This window comes from Pedobacter sp. SAFR-022 (genome assembly GCF_051965375.1).
In the GTDB taxonomy this organism is placed as follows: Bacteria; Bacteroidota; Bacteroidia; order Sphingobacteriales; family Sphingobacteriaceae; genus Pedobacter.
This window is the reverse complement of the sequence record NZ_JBQCME010000004.1, coordinates 438,586-455,178: the sequence shown is the minus strand read 5'-3', so window position 1 is coordinate 455,178 and position 16,593 is coordinate 438,586. Positions and strand designations below refer to the sequence as shown.

The 16,593-nt window shown below is 45.9% G+C and carries 12 protein-coding genes; 3 read left to right on the top strand and 9 right to left on the bottom strand.

Going from position 1 to position 16,593, the window contains the following annotated elements; all coding sequences use genetic code 11:
- The first annotated feature begins 301 nt into the window (after positions 1-301).
- Complete coding sequence (locus ACTHQF_RS12710) at positions 302-937, top strand: DUF6266 family protein (protein ID WP_440430596.1); 636 nt, start codon at positions 302-304, stop codon at positions 935-937.
- A gap of 60 nt (positions 938-997) precedes the next feature.
- Positions 998-2,170, top strand: coding sequence for an aldo/keto reductase (locus tag ACTHQF_RS12705; RefSeq protein WP_440430595.1), 1,173 nt, complete (start codon positions 998-1,000; stop codon positions 2,168-2,170).
- 78 nt (positions 2,171-2,248) lie between these two features.
- Here ACTHQF_RS12705 and ACTHQF_RS12700 read toward each other — a convergent pair whose 3' ends face one another.
- The 8 genes from ACTHQF_RS12700 to ACTHQF_RS12665 form a co-directional block, all read right to left on the bottom strand.
- A complete protein-coding gene (locus tag ACTHQF_RS12700; protein ID WP_440430594.1) occupies positions 2,249-3,889 on the bottom strand; it encodes a TldD/PmbA family protein in 1,641 nt (546 codons plus the stop codon).
- A 67-nt stretch (positions 3,890-3,956) separates the two neighbouring features.
- Positions 3,957-5,273 carry a TldD/PmbA family protein gene (locus ACTHQF_RS12695; RefSeq protein WP_440430593.1) on the bottom strand — a complete coding sequence of 439 codons (1,317 nt, stop codon included), beginning with the start codon at positions 5,271-5,273 and terminating at the stop codon, positions 3,957-3,959.
- 2 nt (positions 5,274-5,275) lie between these two features.
- Positions 5,276-6,910 carry a TldD/PmbA family protein gene (locus tag ACTHQF_RS12690; RefSeq protein WP_440430592.1) on the bottom strand — a complete coding sequence of 545 codons (1,635 nt, stop codon included), beginning with the start codon at positions 6,908-6,910 and terminating at the stop codon, positions 5,276-5,278.
- A 52-nt stretch (positions 6,911-6,962) separates the two neighbouring features.
- On the bottom strand, positions 6,963-8,744 hold the full coding sequence (locus ACTHQF_RS12685) for a hypothetical protein (protein WP_440430591.1): 1,782 nt from the start codon (positions 8,742-8,744) through the stop codon (positions 6,963-6,965).
- 1 nt (position 8,745) lies between these two features.
- Positions 8,746-10,725, bottom strand: coding sequence for a hypothetical protein (locus ACTHQF_RS12680; protein ID WP_440430590.1), 1,980 nt, complete (start codon positions 10,723-10,725; stop codon positions 8,746-8,748).
- A gap of 176 nt (positions 10,726-10,901) precedes the next feature.
- The gene (locus ACTHQF_RS12675; RefSeq protein WP_440430589.1) at positions 10,902-12,341 is read right to left on the bottom strand and encodes a BatA domain-containing protein; all 1,440 of its coding nucleotides are present in this window, start codon (positions 12,339-12,341) and stop codon (positions 10,902-10,904) included.
- Positions 12,342-12,356: 15 nt separating this feature from the next.
- A complete protein-coding gene (locus ACTHQF_RS12670; RefSeq protein WP_440430588.1) occupies positions 12,357-13,244 on the bottom strand; it encodes a DUF58 domain-containing protein in 888 nt (295 codons plus the stop codon).
- Positions 13,241-14,185, bottom strand: a complete 945-nt coding sequence (locus tag ACTHQF_RS12665; protein WP_440430587.1) for an AAA family ATPase — start codon at positions 14,183-14,185, stop codon at positions 13,241-13,243. Before ACTHQF_RS12665 ends, ACTHQF_RS12670 begins: the two co-directional genes overlap by 4 nt.
- A 209-nt stretch (positions 14,186-14,394) precedes the next feature.
- Here ACTHQF_RS12665 and ACTHQF_RS12660 point away from each other — a divergent pair, with 209 nt between their 5' ends.
- Complete coding sequence (locus ACTHQF_RS12660; RefSeq protein WP_440430586.1) at positions 14,395-15,024, top strand: DUF4159 domain-containing protein; 630 nt, start codon at positions 14,395-14,397, stop codon at positions 15,022-15,024.
- Between the two features lies 1 nt (position 15,025).
- On the opposite strand, the gene ACTHQF_RS12655 is transcribed toward ACTHQF_RS12660, so the two are convergent.
- Positions 15,026-16,126 carry a GDSL-type esterase/lipase family protein gene (locus ACTHQF_RS12655; protein ID WP_440430585.1) on the bottom strand — a complete coding sequence of 367 codons (1,101 nt, stop codon included), beginning with the start codon at positions 16,124-16,126 and terminating at the stop codon, positions 15,026-15,028.
- Positions 16,127-16,593 lie beyond the last annotated feature (467 nt).

The following is a 16,593-nucleotide window of genomic DNA, read 5'->3' as shown; positions in this document are numbered from 1 at the left end:
TCCAGTAATAAAGTATTAATTGTAAACAACATATAGTAAACAGACTTTCCACTGTAAACAAATACCAGTATACTACACGGAAGTGCATGTTTATACTACACTTTCTGTTGGACCGTACTTGCAAGGAAGTTGGTAGGTGTTTGCTACGTACTTCCTACGTATGGAGACGTAGGAACGACGTAGCGACTTTCTTTCGACTACTGTTCTACACAGAAATAAATCACTCCATTTGTAATTAATGGTATAAATTTTACTGACATTGTATAAACAACAATAATGTTGAATTAACCTCTTAAACAAAATGGCAAAAGCACCAGATGGTATTCTAGGTCCGGCAAACGGAAGTGTGGGCAACTTCACCTTTTACGAATTAAACGGGCAGACGGTCGTTCGCAAGAAAGCAACATTTAAGGACAAGCCAACTGCGGCGCAACTGAGCGCCCGCGGTTCCATGAAAACCCTGATGAACTTTCTGACTCGTATTAAGCCAATGTTGAAAGCCGGCTATATCAATCAGAGTCGTGGTACCGTGAGGTCGTATTTCAATCTGGCGATGTCCTATAACTTGCGGCATGCTTTAAAGCTGGAAGAGGGCAGCTATGTGATCGATTACACTAAAGTAAGGCTGAGCGAAGGCAGTTCCCCGGCTGCAGAAGAAGCAGCTGTATCCTTGAACCCGACAGGATTGACCTTTAGCTGGCAGGCAGATGCAACACTCGGTTGGAGCATCCAGCATGATCAGGCAATGATGATGGCCTACTTTCCGGATGAGGAAAGCGGCATTTACCAGACAAGCGGCGCACGAAGGATGGCGGGACAAGATGTACTACCGCTGCCAGCGTCATTCCTCAACAAGCGCATGGAGGTTTACCTTGGCTTTGTATCCGACGACAGGTTAGCCGTTTCTACCAGCCAGTACCTTGGTAGAATCAATTGATTTAATCAGGAACATAAAACGGCGACAAGTGTTATATCATCATCGTAATCTCGATAAACTATGAATAACATTGAAAACGATGCTTCAGAAAAGGAAAGCAGAAGGGCTTTCATCGCAAAGGCCACAATCGCAACAGCTGCTGTAGTTACTGCCGGCAGCTCGGGCCTGGTTGCGAAGTCCTTTCCTTTTGATGAACACCAAAACTCTCCAAAGATGTCCGATAAACAAATACAAGAATTTAAACTGAAAAAGAATTTTGGCCTCGGTGGCGTTGCTGCAGGTAATGCTTGGCATGTAAACAGTAATCAACAAATTGAAATGGCCATATCTGCTGCATGGGATGCCGGCGTGCGGTATTTTGACACCTCACCCTTTTATGGCTTTGGGCTGAGTGAACGGAGAATGGGTCATTTCCTGTTTGAAAAGAACCGGGACGAGTTCGTACTCTCGACCAAAATTGGGCGTGTATTTGATGCCGATCCTGCCTTCAAATCAGATCCGAAAAGCCTATGGAAGGGCAAGTTAAATTTTAAATACCGGTTTGACTATACGGCAGCAGGCGTACGCCGATCCATTGAAGATAGTTTACAGCGCTTAGGTTTATCATCCATCGATATCGTATACGTCCATGACCTCTCTCCCGACACGGGTGAACTTGGCAACAAATGGATGGAGCAGTTCAATATCGCGGCGAAAGGTGCATTTCCTGAACTTACGAAAATGCGAGAGGAAGGCATAATCAAGGGCTGGGGCATGGGGGTAAATACCCCGGAACCAATCTTGAAAGCCATGGAAGTGGCTGATCCGGATGTATGCCTGGTAGCCATACAGTATTCTCTTGTTGACCATAAAAACGCATTGGACAAGCTATTCCCTGCCATGGAGAAAAAGAAGGTTAAAGCGGTCATCGGTGGACCATTGAATGCTGGGTTTCTGGCAAACCGTGACCGGTTCAATTATGGCGATACCATTCCTGCAGAGATGCTGGAAAAACGAAAGAAAATCAATGCAGTAATCGGGAAGTACAATGTTGACCTCAGAACGGTGGCTTTACAATTCGCAGCTGCACATCCCGTGGTTGCGTCCGTGATACCCGGCGCGAGTACCGCCGAACAGGCCAGCAGCAATGCACTGGCGATGGCGGCGAAAATTCCTTCGGAATTGTGGGCAGACTTGAAACAGGCAAAGCTGATCGAACAGCATGCCCCTGTTCCGGGCGGAACCCAGGCATAAGCAACTGCCAGCTTCATAAAACATAAAGAGCCCTGCTAATCAAATAGCAGGGCTCTTTATGTTTTATAAATCAAGCGATTATCCGAGCTTACGTCCCGTGTTAATTACATTCACGCCATTGAACCTTGTGGTTGGACTGCCATGTGAAACAGCGCTCGCCTGACTTGGCTGCCCTTTACCATCAGAGAAAGTTCCGCCAAGGCGGTAGTCGTTCTTATCGCAACGCTGCACACATGAATTCCAGAACTCCTGTGTATTTGCCTGGTAAGCGGCATCCTTCAGCATGCCGACTAGCTTTCCGTCTTTGATTTCGTAAGCGAGCTGTGCACTGAATTGAAAGTTGTAACGTTGCTGGTCGATCGAATAGGAATTACGCCCGAACATGTAAATTCCCTTTTCTACATTTTTTACCATCTCAGCAGCCGAAAGTGGCGCATTGCCCGCGGCAAGAGAAACATTCGGCATACGCTGGAACTGTATACTATCCCAGCTATCAGCATAACAACAGCCTTGTGATTCTTTCAAGCCAAGTATGTGTGCCTGATCGCGAATGGTCTGATAGTTAACGAGGATACCATCTTTGATGATATCCCATTTGCCAGACTTTACACCTTCATCGTCGTAACCAACGGCACCTAAAGAACCTGGCGTGGTTTTATCCGCTACAATGTTCACTTCTTTACTACCGAAGTTAAACTTCTTGCTTTCCCATTTATCCAGCGTCAGGAAACTGGTACCGGCATAGTTCGCTTCATAACCGAGTACACGGTCAAGCTCAGTCGGGTGGCCTACTGACTCGTGAATTGTCAGGAATAAATGTGAGGGATCCAGTACAAGGTCGTATTTACCCGGCTGGACCGGCTTAGCCTTAAGCTTTTCATCTACATGTGCCGTAGCTTCCTTTACATCCTCCAGAATATCATAGTTGTTCTTATACATGGTCAGGGGTCCACCTTTGATCTTCTGGTCAGCTTTTGGACGAAGATATTCATAGCCCATGCCCATCGGCGCACTTAAGGCATTCCGTGTTTCAAACTTTCCTCCTGCTGCATCCACCTTGGTTACGGTAAATGTTGGCCAGATCCGATGGATGTCCTGATCGATGTATGAACCATCACTCGAAGCGAAATACTTTTGCTCGTTCACCAGGAACATGTTGGAGTTTACATACTTTGCACCTGCCTGCATGGCCGCAGCGTTAACACCCAGCAGCAGTTCCACTTTCTCGGCAATGGGCACTTCAAAGCCATTCACCTCAATTGGTGTCTTCCAGCTTACCTCGCCATGGCCCTTTTGCGGTGCAAGTTTCACCGGCTCCGTCATCAGTTTGGCATTACCTTTGGCAATTGCGACGGCCATCTCTGCGGTTTTTGCAATATTTGCATCATCCAGCTTGTCGGTCGCGGCAAAACCCCAGCTCCCGGCTGCAATCACCCGTATTCCGATGCCATAAGATTCGCCATTTGCAATATTATCCACCCGGTTCTCCCGGGTTGCAACGACTTGTCGCAGGTACCTGCCAATACGAACATCAGTGTAGGTTGCCCCTTTGGATTTGGCCGCGTTTAGCGCGACGTCTGCCATGCGCTTTTTTAGTTTCACATCAACTGGCGTCAATGCTTCCTCTATAGAAATTTCACGGCTGAAAGCTGGCATTGCAGGAAGGAGCCCTGTAGCCGCACCTACCCCGGTCATGTATAAAAAATCTCTTCTTCTCAATTGCTTATAATTTTAGATAAAACAATAGCAATGAGCTTTCATTGCTATTGTTTTTGTTGTTCGAAGCCTAAACAGCGTCAGATAGTGAAGTGAAGGTGAAGTCACGGATCTTCATCGGCGGGATCATGCCTGAGCCTGTACGCACAGGTTTTCCGAGTGCTTCTACGTTGTTCAGCATGATCACCGGGCTCTCGTTGAATCTGAAGTTCTTCAACGGAAACTTGATTTCACCATTCTCGATGTAAAAAGTACCGTCACGGGTAAGACCGGTTAGTAGTAATGTTTGAGGATCTACAGAGCGGATGTACCAGAAGCGGGTCACCAGGATGCCCTTTTCAGTGCTCTTGATCAGGTCTTCAAGCGATTGGTTGCCACCTTCGATTACGAGGCTCCGACCCATGGATAAGGGTTGTACCCCTTTCTGATCCGCCCAGTATCTCGAGTAAGCGAGGTTTTTCACGACACCGTTCTGCACCCATTGCGTCTTTTTGATCGGAAGTCCATCGCCGTCCCAGGTTGATGATGGCAGCTCCGGATTTAATGGATCTGAATAGATGTTCACATTTTCAGAGAATAACTGCTCGCCAAGGCGGGTACCACCACCCTTTTTGCTCATGAAGCTACGGCCTTCGTCTGCACTTCTGGCATCAAAACCCCTGAACATGTTGCCTATGATATCACTGGCCGCAAGGGGCTCCAGAATTACCGTATACTTACCAGGCTCAATCGCCTTTGCACCTGCAGATTTTGTTGCTTTACTTGCAGCGATTTTACTTAGGGCAAGCGTGTCCATTTTATTGAGATCATTAAAACTTTGATCTACATAGCCGGAGCCCGTGCCCTCCTGGTTTCTCACCGTTACAGAGAAAGATACATCAGTACCTTTGTTATAAGCGAAAAGTCCTTTGGAGTTCATAATAGCATTGAACCTGGTGGAATTCTCCAGGAATCCCGCTGCTTCGAGATTTGCAGCTTTCGACACAGAAAGACTTTTACCAACCATTTCCGCCCGTGTATCTGGCGTCATTGCTGCTGTAGCCTGATTAAAAGTGGTCGATTCCGCGTAGGTTTGCGGCCCCAGTGGTGCCATATATTCCGGGTTTTCCGGCGCCAGCTTGGCCAGCTCTTCAGCTCTTTGCACCACCTTTTGAAGTGAGGCATCATCAAACTCGTTGATCGTTGCTGTACCGGTTTTCTTGCCAAAGGTTGAACTTACACCCAGACTCATGACACTGATCTGCCCCGCTGTTGAAACGGCATTCCGGGCATAGCGGATATTACCGCCATCAGAGCCACTTAAACTCACCTCGCAGGCATCTGCTTTGGAAAAAGAGATCACCTTCTTTAAGATCGCCTGGGCTTCTTCTTTACTTAATATCGCCATAATTATATTTTTCTTGCTGTATTGATAACATTAATTCCATTAAACCTGGTCGTTGCACTGCCGTGAGATACTGCAGAGCTTTGGGATGGCTGACCTTTACCATCATTGAAGGAACCACCCAAACGGTAATCACTTGCATCGCAGATGGCGGTGCAGGAATTCCAGAACTCCTGGGTATTTGCCTGATAAGCCACGTCGTTAAGCATGCCTACGATCTTACCATTCTTAATTTCATGGAATGTCTGACCGCCAAACTGGAAATTGTAGCGCTGCTGATCGATGGAGAAACTGCCGTTTCCATTGATGTAAATGCCTTTCTCCACATCCTTGATCATGTCATCCACACTCAATTTCTCCTTACCCGGTTGCAGGGATACGTTCGGCATGCGTTGGAATTGAACATCGTCCCAGCCCTGTGCATAACAGCAGCCCTGAGATTCTTCGAGCCCAATGATGTGCGCCTGGTCGCGGATGGCCTGGTAGTTCACCAGGACACCGTCTTTGATGATGTCCCATTTTTTACACTTCACACCTTCATCGTCATATCCTACAGCACCCAGAGATCCAACCTGGGTTTTATCGGCTACCACATTAACCTTGTTGCTTCCAAACTGGAACTTTTTACTCTGCCATTTATCAAGCGTCAGGAAGCTGGTACCTGCATAATTGGCTTCGTATCCAAGTACACGGTCGAGCTCCGTCGGGTGTCCAACAGATTCGTGGATGGTTAACCAAAGGTGCGATGGATCAAGCACCAAGTCGTATTTACCCGGTTCAACCGTTTTCGCCTTTACCTTCTCTGCAGCGTTCAAGGCTGCGAACTTCACATCCTCCAGGATGTCATATCTTGCTTTGTAACGCGGTAAAATACCAGCAACCTTTTCTTCAGCCTTTGGATGCATATACTCATAGCCCATTCCCATCGGAGAGCTCAGTGAACTCCTGGTTTGGAACTTGCCCGAAGCTCGATCGATACGGGTAACGGTGAATGAAGGATAGATGCGGTGTACATCCTGGTCAATATAAGAACCATCCGTAGATGCAAAGTACTTCTGCTCGTTAACGGCAAAGATCACAGAGTTGACGAAGCTTGCGCCATTTTGAAGCGCGATATCGTTTACATTTAGAAGAAGATCTACTTTCTCTTTTACGGGAACCTCGAAGGAATTGATCTCCAAAGGTGTTTTCCAGCTTACCTCGCCGTATCCTTTTTGCGGTGCGAGTTTAACCGGCTCACCCTGGATCTTAGCATTTGCTTTCGCAACCGCAACAGCTTGTTCTGCGGCTTTGGCAATACCATCAGCGGTAACATTGTTCGTTGCTGCAAAGCCCCAGCAGCCGTTCGCAATTACGCGGATACCGATACCGTAAGACTCCGTGTTGGCCACACCTTGGACCCTTTTCTCGCGGGTTGCGACAAATTGGTTTAGATAACGTCCAATACGTACATCGGTATAGCTGGCGCCTTTAGACTTGGCTGCATTTAGCGCAACATCCGCCAGTTGTTTTTTAACTTTTGGATCTACACGATCCAGGGCTTGCAGCGGATCGATAGGCGTTCCGTAAGCCGCAAGGTTCGGAAGGAACATCGCTCCTAAGCCCATCCCCGACAGTTTAATAAAATCTTTTCTTTTCAATGCAGTTCGTTTTTTAGTTTATGTGTCTCAATTTAGTATTTATTGCAATTCGCTATTGCAATATTTTCGTTTCAAACCATAAAAAGCCAACACTTAGCAGAAAAACAACGAAAAATATCCACTTAGAAACGGATTTCTCTACGTGTTGCACTACTTTCTCAGATGAACCCTTCTTTTTACCTTGTAATTTCTCGAAGGAAGCGTTGTCTGTTGTCAATTTTTCCGCTTTAAGCGCCTGCCATGCCGATTCATCATAGACATATAAAGCCTGCTCTTTGCCCGCTGTCGTGGAGAATGTATTCCAGCCTTTACGCTCCGCACGAAAACCAGCCTGCCAGTAGAATGGTAGAACCAGATGCTGCTGTACCGCCAAATGCTGCTTGTTCACTTCTAGCGATGGCATCACATCGCTTCCGCTCTGGAAACTGAGCTTCACCTGTTCCCCAATCGTCGGCTTCTTAGGTTCCACATTCCAGTAGAAATTGTTGGTGGTCTTGCGTGCGGTCTGTTTGATCAGTGTTGACCAATAATTTGAATAGTCGGCGGTGGCAGCATTGAGCACCCAGTTGAATGTTGCGGGAATTGCAGTTGCGGTAACCCTTCCATTTTCCTGTAGTGCCGTGTTCACAAGCGCTTTACCTTTTGGATCCTGTACCAATACTTGCTGCGTATTGTTTGCCGCCAGGTAAACTGGCTGACTTACTGGCACAGCCGTTAATTGCTGGTTATTTTCGCTGAGCACAGGTTGCACAGCGGTGGTAATGCTATCCGTGGTACTCCGGATGTTGAAGCCTTTGCTGAAGGCTGACAGTGCTTTGGCTTCGTTCAAGCGCAGCACCAAGCCCAAACCTGCCCGGATTTCTTGCTGTAACGCTCCGTTTAGCGTTCCTAAACTGGCCAGCTCTTCATCATCAGCGATGACCAGATCGTATTTCCTGAATGTCGCCGGTGTAAGATTGGAGCTTTCAGAACCTTCCAGATTCACTTGCTCCGTACTGAACTTATCTTTACTGATCCTGGTCCGGAATAGTGCTGGGTATCGGTGCTCAAGCAGCCAGTTCCTCAAAAACTTGAACTCGAAATCCGGAAAGGAGGCCAGCACCAGGATCTTGGTCTTTGGCTGCTCGATTGTTTCAAAAGGAATTTCTTCGCTGGCTACCCTTTCTGCTCCTGCAAAAGCCTGCAGCTGATATACCGCCCGGCCGGTTTGTCTCGGGGTACAGGAAAGGGTAAATGACTGGTGTTTGCCTGCCGGGATGGTCACAGAATCCAACCGCGTACCTAGCCCTTCCAGCAATACTTTCACAGGACGGTTACTGCTGTTATTAAAACTCCCCTGAACACGTTGAATTTCAGATGCAGGCAAGGTTTCAGCCCAATTACAAGCGGTAAAACCTATTGGCAGGTCTACAGGGTGAAAGATGATATTAGTATTCTGCAGCCTGTTTAACACGTATTCTGGGAGCCCATAGCCATATACATTTAGCGAGGAAATCTCCGGATGGGTAGCCAAATGGTATTGAAGATCGGGAATGTAGCTGACCCGGTCCTTACCTAGTGCCTGTACAATCTTAGTCTCCGAAGTGAAATATTTGTCCCCTGAAAGATCCTTATCCAACACACCTTCAGTTAGGAAATTCATGGACTTTGCAGTTGTGCTGCGCGCTACATCGTATTTAAGTGGAATGATCAGGAACAGCAATGCAGCTGCGCTAAATAGAACAGCAAGAATCCTTAAGATCAGACGTTTCCGGTTTGCTCTTCTTACTTCATGGTAAACCATGAAAGTTGCTAAAAGTAAAACGGGAATGGTGTAAAGATACAGGTTCGGCATATCAGCGGATGGTTCGGTTTAATTGGTTGAAGTATGCTTTGCTGAGGTCGTTGGAACTTCCAGCTTGTTTATATGGCCTGGCCTGGCTTGCACCAACAAGGGCGTTTATGCCACGCTCAGCAATGGCAAGCTCCGCAGTCAAATCGGTTTGGACAGTCCAGGAGGCCACAATGCGCTTCATCGCTTTTAAGGCCGGCAGATATTTAGCTGGTGCTGTGGAAGCCGCATTCACGAGCGCTTGTTCTGAAACGCGCAGCACCCTTAGATCTAGAGGGTTTCCTTTAGCCCCAGCTTTCCGCGCCTCCAACAGCGACAGGCTGGCACTTAGATCTGAAGTTCTGTCTTTAGCATCGGTGTTTTTACTTTTAGCTGCCGTCTGCTGTATTTCTGTAAGTTCTCCGGTTAACCTTTTTTCTGCTTTCAGCGGTGTAGTTTTCACAACAGTTTTTGCCACATAAGCACGTGATTTTTGCTGGAGATCCTTCAATAAGCGCAATGCCTTATATTCAAAAGGCAACGCCTTTTGAGGGTCGTATGTTCGCAATTGTAGTTCAGCACTCCACATTTCGTTAAGGGTGGCTTTTAGTTGGGCTTTAAGCTCGGGCTCAAAGAATGTTGCATCTTCTGCCTGATCATGCTTGTGTGCATACTGATCCATAAGCCCCTGAACGTCGCCATAGGCTGGTGCGGCTTCCTGTGCCCCATGCCCGTGTCCATCATCGGCACTATGCTCTTCGTGTTCTTCCCCTTTTCCACCAATGTTGGTTTCTTCTTCTTCACCCAGAAACTTCCCATAGCGCAAACGGAGCATTTTCTGATCAATTCCCAGTTCATTGCTGCGCTTCTTGAAATCACTCTCTGATAGTGAACTTCGTTCCCGTAAAAGCTTCTCCGTATCGATAATGATCTGCCGCTGACTCCTGAAATATTCGGGAACCAGATTCACGCCGTTGTCGATTCCCGCCATGCTCATCAAAGCCGCAGTATCCTGTATGGACACAAAGTACATATCAGAGCGACTCTGCTGTCCGTGGTTGTCCGTAGCATTGACGTAGAAGTATAGTTCATCACCTGGCTTCATACCGAGGCTTGCAAGTGACAACTGCTGTTTAAGGTTCAGCGATCTTTGATTGTTTATGGCGGTATTGAAGCTGAGCTTGTGCTCTTTAAAGCTCACAGCCTCTCCCTTACCACTTGCCGTTGTCGCATAAATAGCGGCACTGGAAATACCATAGTCATCCGTCATAAGCACCTGGAGGTCCACCCGGTGTGGCTGTCCGAAATCAATGGTGCTATGCTGCTCCGGGCGTTGAATCTTGATGGCCACCGCTTGGTCCTCAATAAGCTCCACCTGGTAGAAATCAGATCTCTTTCCATCCAGCATTACCTGATAAAAGCCAGGTTGATTCAGCACTTTCTCGAAGGTCCAGGACTTACCCGCCTGGTCTAACTTCCGGAGTTTAAAGCTTTGCTTATCATTCCAGATGAACTGAACATCCTCCACCGGTCCGGAAGTTTCCAGCTTCCAGCTCACCTTTGAACCGGCTTCAGCACTTAGCGTGAACTGCTCCTGTTGGCGTGTCTTTTTTCCGGTATATGCAGGTGGTACAATCGCAATGTTGTACTCGGATATTTTTGTTGGCACCAGTTCCTTAACGATCTTTTTCTCAGCGGGTGCATGTACGGTATGTTCAAGGTCCTGCCCCGTTTTAGACAGTCTGGGAAACAATACAAAGAAGAAGATGCTACAAGCCATAACGATCACCGGCACCCGAAGTTGATGCACTGGCTCCATGGGCAATTCATGGCTTGAAAGCGTCTGGCTTATCTTTTCTGCCTGCAAGCGCTGCAAGCCGGAAAGATCTTCAGGCGAAAGGAGTAAAAGACTTGAACTGTCTTCAACTTCCGGGAATTTCCGGTCCACAAAACTGGCAACCTGGTGCAGTGACAACTGCCAGTATTTGTTTAAAAAAGACAACATAACAAAGCTGATGATCAACAGTATAAAGAATACAGCTAAATCAGCATTAAAGAAGAAATTTAATAAGACTGTGGTTATTATCGCAAGCGCTATCGAAAATAAAAGCAGGCGTACCGCTGTTAAAACAACCCAGCGTCTTCGAAGCTTTTCTAACCAGATCTTTCCCTTAAACACACTCATAAAGCAACTTTTCTTTTGGTAAAAGTGATCCAACGTTCAACAAAAAACAGCACCAACAAGCAAGCCCAGAGATAGGGATTTAAATCTTGTTCTATAACCTGCGGCTCCACTTGGAGCTTGGTTGAATCTGTGTCAATCCCATTTTGCTCATCTGCTGTAACCGGCAGTTTTACAGCATCCCTGAACCCTTCAGCTGCGCCACTTTCGGGCAATACCAAGGGCATCATAAAAAACACCATTTGATCTGACCACACCATATTGGTCCATTCAGGATTAAAACGGCTATAAAATCTATAATGCTTTACGCCAAGGCTGTCGCTTATCGATAAAACCGGTGTTCCTGAACCATCCAGCCAGACCGGCTCGCCATCATGATCCGCCTGCGCTGTTTTCCTATACAGGGCTACGTTACGCATGGCAGTAACCTGGAGATCCACGATTTCAGACCTGAACCGCTCGGCTTTGCTACCGGCGTAGCTAAACAATTTTACCTCACGGGGCAATTTCTTAATGTCTGAGCTTGTAAGCGGCTTTTCAGATAGCCAAAACAGCAGCCTCGTATTCCGGTTAACTGCGTCAATAGCTCCGATATTTTCAACTCGTATTTTTCTTTGGGTAAACTGTGCAATTGCCTGGGTAGCAGCATGTACATAAGCAACATCAATTTTGTTTTCGCCTCCATAGATCTGTATGCCGATCGTGGCAGTGTCTACAATTGGCTCATCATCCGCCATATTACCATTCGAAGCTTTATAATAAATGCCTTTATCGCTCAATTGTGCTTCAAGCTTTCTTATACCCCCATCCTGAAGCGCATAGGCGGCAGCGGTCCAGTGCGTATTAGCGCTATCTACAGGCAAGTAATGCCAACGCAGTTTCAACTTGGTTTTGGGTTTTTCACCTTCAAAGTTGTATTGCTGTTTGTCGGCGAAGATGTAAACACTTGCTCCCGCAGGTAGCTGAACATCCAGTTGACGGATCAAAGCATAATATGGGAGCTTGCCCGAGGAGCGTGTTGAGAAAAGAGTGGCCGTATCTTTTATATCAATCTTACTGAAATTAGGCGCGAAGTCATGGATTTCGTACCCTGCTTTAACTAAGGAATCCAATTTCTTGCGCTGGAGCTTCCATAATTTCGAGAAATGCTCTTTTTCGAGCAATATCCAGCCCTGCTTGGCTGTTGCACGAATGGTTTTAACATATACAGGGCTTGCCAATAAAAAGGCAATAAGCAGGATCAACAAGCTACGGATTAGGAGTAGTGGCCAGTCCTGCAGTCTGAAACTCCTGGAGCGCTGGTTTGTAGGTTTTCCAAGCAGAAAAACACTACCGATCTTCAGGGTCTTACCCGACCTGATGTTCCACAGATGGATGATGATCGGGATCGCTATTCCGGCAGCAGCTAGTAAACCTAAAGGATATAAGATTTGAAACATACGCTGGTTCCTTTGCTATACTTTTAACTTTTTACGTTGGTTCAGGAAATCTCTTATTGCAAGGTCCAAAGGCTCATCCGTACTGAGCATCCGGTAGAAAATGCGTTTGTCGAGCGCACGCTTTTTCACTTGTTCCAGGTAAGTTTGTAGATTAGCCAAATAGGTTTTCCGAATGGAGCCCTGGTCCACTTGAATGGTCTCGCCGGATTCCAGGTCTTCAAAGTTGGAGTAACCTTTAAAATCAAGTTCAAGTTCATTTTTTGACATCAAGTGAAATACAATGACTTCGTGTTTCATTGTCCCGGCCACATCAAGCATGTCAAAGATCTCATCCGTGTTCTGATAAAGATCTGAGATAAAAATAGTAAGCTCCTTAGTGCCACCTGCGACATAAAGCGGCTTATATATATTTGCAGGGGTAAATGTGCCTTCAGGTTTGATTTGCTCCAACTGATAAAACAGGCGGGAAAGATGTTGGAAATCCTGCTTTGCAGGAAGCGCTATAACTTCCTTCTCCTGAAAAATATTTAGTCCTATGACGTCGCCCTGCAAATTGCCAAGATATGCCAGCGAAGCAGCCAGATAGCGTGCATAGTCAATCTTTTTAAAGGCGCCATCCTGATGATTCATCGAGGCACTTGCGTCGACTACCAACCTCAAGGTGATATTCGTTTCTATCTCAGACTCGCGGATATAATATCGGTCAGAACGCGCAAACATCTTCCAGTCTAAAAGCCGAAGATCGTCGCCCGGTTGATAGCTCCTGTATTGACTGAACTCCATACCCGGTCCTTTGACTGCGCTTTTATTAATGCCCTGCATAAAGCCCTCAATCGTTGTTTTGGCAGCGAGTGAAAGCTCTTTGATGGCCATCATGATCTTTGGATCGAGGAGTTTGCTCATTTCCAGCTTGGTATAGCAATTAGTCTGATCAGCTCTTCAGTAACACGGTCGGCACTCACGTTCTCCGCTTCGGCCTTGAAGTTCATCAGAATACGATGTCTCAATACGGGGAATGCCATGGTTTTAATATCTTCAGGAATCACTGCATAACGGCCAAGAAAGAGCGCCCGGGCTTTGGCGGTAAGAATAAGCGCCTGCCCTGCACGTGGCCCTGCGCCCCAGCGTACCCATTCTTTTACATAATTATGTGCCGTGGTATCTGGCCGCGTTGCACGAATGATCTCCGTTACATAAGCAACCAGATCATCACTAATGGTTACTTCGCGTACCAGCGACTGCAATTGTTTGATATCATCAGCACCTATAACGGCTTGTACCGGCGTCTTCTTCACACCGGTAGTACTTTTAAGCACCTCGATTTCTTCCTCAACAGATGGGTATCCAATTTTTACATATAAAAGAAATCGATCAAGTTGCGCCTCGGGCAAGGGATATGTACCCGCCTGTTCTATCGGGTTCTGCGTAGCCAGGATAAAGAAAGGTTTATCTAAGGGATAGGTCTGGCCGCCATACGTAACCTCAAACTCCTGCATGGCTTCCAACAATGCCGATTGGGTCTTCGGCGGCGTACGGTTAATTTCATCCGCCAGGATAATATTCGCGAATATGGGCCCCTTGTTAAACTTGAAAAAGCGCTTGCCGGTAATGTGATCTTCCTCCAGAATTTCTGTACCCAGGATATCTGTTGGCATAAGGTCTGGCGTAAACTGAATTCTGCGGAAGGAAAGATCCAGTGCTTGCGACATGGTTCGTACCATGAGCGTCTTTGCTAATCCTGGCACCCCTTCGAGTAAACAGTGGCCACCGGCCATCAATGCAATCAGCATTTCTTCAATTACGACATCCTGGCCAACAATGACCTTTTGTATTTCTTTTTTCAAGAGGGAAAGCTTTCCGATAAGCAATTCCACATTATTCGCCGAAATTTCCAAGATTTAATAAGCTTTTTAGAGATGAAACGATGTTTTACGTTCTCAATATAGATGGTTTAAGCTATAAATGCTTAAAATTTTAAAAGGATATCAGGAAAATTACACTAAGCATAGTGTAATTAATACAACATTGAAGAATAATCCCCTATTTTAGGAAGATGCTAAGGAATAAATTTGTCTTTGCCCGATTGAAATACAGCTCCGGAGATTGGGACACGGATCAGCGTATGCCTGCGAACATGCTTAATTCGCTTTTGGAATATACCACTATACCCCTGGAGCAGGAGGAAAAGATCATTGACTTAAATACCAAGGAGATCTTTAACTATGCATTTTGCTACCTCAGCGGACATAAACTTGTCCAGTTTAACAAGCAGGAAGCTGCAAACTTTAAAAAATACATTGAACAAGGCGGCTTCGTGTTCGTGGATGACTGCAATCACGATATTGATGGGTTGTTTGCCAAATCCTTTGAAGCGCAAATGACAGCCTTATTCGGCCCTGCAGCCTTGAAGAAAATTCCGAATGACCATCCCTTATATTCTACTTTCTTCAAATTTGAGAAAGGTCCCCCAACGACCTCCTTCGAACTAAACGGCTGGGGCGATGACCTGGTACATGATTATTTAAAGGCCATCCAGGTGAATGGCCGGATCGGTGTATTATATAGTAATAAAGATTATGGCTGTGAATGGGATTATGACTTCCGCAACAAGCGGTTCCTTGCAGAAGACAATACCAAGTTTGGGGTCAATATTATCCTTTATGCTTTGGGCATAAACCCCTAACCTATTTGATCAGAGATTTAAAAAAGGGCTTCAGCTGTTCTGCAAGGATCAGGTGATCTTCCACACTGGGGTGGCCGGTGCATCCCCTCGCCTCCATTGGCTCAAAGAAGAATTTGACTACTTTGTCATTTGGATACATAGCATCGATCTGCGCCTGTACTCTGTTCAGACAATCCTGAAGTTTCGTACGAGCCGCACCTTTGACCATTGGACTACTGAGTAGGGCAACCTTCGCCTCAGGGTACTTGCTTTTAACCAAACTAACGAACTTAACGTAATTGCTTACAAAGGCCTCAGCATCAAATGGTTTTCTTGGTGTTTTACCATCGCCATTGCTGAAGTCGTTTGTACCTAAGGCTATGCTGACAACATCAGGACGGTATGTACCGAAATCCCACAGGGTAGTACCGTTTTCCTGGAAGTTTGCCTTTTCGTAAACCTGAGGCATGGATGGGCCTTCACTATTCCAATTGCGATATATACCGATACCACTTACGCTGCTTAACATAAAGTTGACGTTCAGCATCCTTGACAAACGGGGACCGTAAGCCATATACGCATTATGCTGATCGTGGTATTCACCCGCTCCGCAAGCAAGCTCAGATGCATCTGCAGCAGCGCCACACGTAATACTGTTTCCTATAAATTCTATCATTGGGGCAGCTTCTATCGGAGTTGATTTGATTTCTTTAGCCTCAACTTTGGAAATGAAGATCGGACCTGTATGGGCCTCGGTCGCTTTGAAGATCTTTAGCTCGTGTTTTCCCTCTGGTACTTGAATTTCGATAGGTTCGGTTGAACTGCCCTCAATTTTAATGCGTTTCTGATAAAGCCCGTCGAGTTCGTACTGCAGGTAATTGTGCCCTGTTCGGGAAGGGATATTCGCATAAATCCTACAAGTCGGGCCTTCAAAGCTGAATCCAAAATGTACTGCGGAACTAATGAGTTCGAGCCCGCGTTGTTCATGAAGTATAAACCTGCCAAACGGATTAAGCTGCGCCGCAGATAGCGTATCTACAGCTGTACTGGTTGACTTTAAAGGTGCGCAACCGAACTGCGCCACACATAGTGATAGTAGTATAAGGGAAGTCCTGACTTTCATGGAAGAATGCTATTTATCTAAATACCTATTTCGTTGCAAAATAACAAAGTTCAGCGCGATAATACACCTGAGTAGCGATCGAGTTATAATTTGCTAAATAAGTATCAGTGGCTGGAAGATGTATAATCCGTACCGTTCTCCAATATATACTAAAGCTGATGCAATGACGCCGAAAGAAACAAACAACGCCCAAGATTATTTGACTAAAAACCAATAAAAGCATCAAAAATCAACAGATTTTAATAAGAAAAGCAACTGATACAGCTAAAATCTCGAGGTTATTTGCATAAATACTTGATAATAAAGCAGACAAATTCTAAAAACATCATTTTACCCACATAAAAGGACAAAAAACTTGTCCAATTAACCCTATGTACTACATTTTAACAGCACTGATTGCAATATTTTTATGTTATTATAATTTTTATTCCTCTTTTTTAGTAGTTTAAGCCATTATTAAACCTAAA

What these genes read in the sequence shown, in the direction of transcription:
- ACTHQF_RS12675 (WP_440430589.1), bottom strand. Translation starts at nt 12,341, where the DNA reads ATGTTTCAAATCTTATATCCTTTAGGTTTACTAGCTGCTGCCGGAATA.
- ACTHQF_RS12660 (WP_440430586.1), top strand. Translation starts at nt 14,395, where the DNA reads ATGCTAAGGAATAAATTTGTCTTTGCCCGATTGAAATACAGCTCCGGA.
- ACTHQF_RS12685 (WP_440430591.1), bottom strand. Translation starts at nt 8,744, where the DNA reads ATGCCGAACCTGTATCTTTACACCATTCCCGTTTTACTTTTAGCAACT.
- ACTHQF_RS12695 (WP_440430593.1), bottom strand. Translation starts at nt 5,273, where the DNA reads ATGGCGATATTAAGTAAAGAAGAAGCCCAGGCGATCTTAAAGAAGGTG.
- ACTHQF_RS12680 (WP_440430590.1), bottom strand. Translation starts at nt 10,725, where the DNA reads ATGTTGTCTTTTTTAAACAAATACTGGCAGTTGTCACTGCACCAGGTT.
- ACTHQF_RS12710 (WP_440430596.1), top strand. Translation starts at nt 302, where the DNA reads ATGGCAAAAGCACCAGATGGTATTCTAGGTCCGGCAAACGGAAGTGTG.
- ACTHQF_RS12670 (WP_440430588.1), bottom strand. Translation starts at nt 13,244, where the DNA reads ATGAGCAAACTCCTCGATCCAAAGATCATGATGGCCATCAAAGAGCTT.
- ACTHQF_RS12655 (WP_440430585.1), bottom strand. Translation starts at nt 16,126, where the DNA reads ATGAAAGTCAGGACTTCCCTTATACTACTATCACTATGTGTGGCGCAG.
- ACTHQF_RS12705 (WP_440430595.1), top strand. Translation starts at nt 998, where the DNA reads ATGAATAACATTGAAAACGATGCTTCAGAAAAGGAAAGCAGAAGGGCT.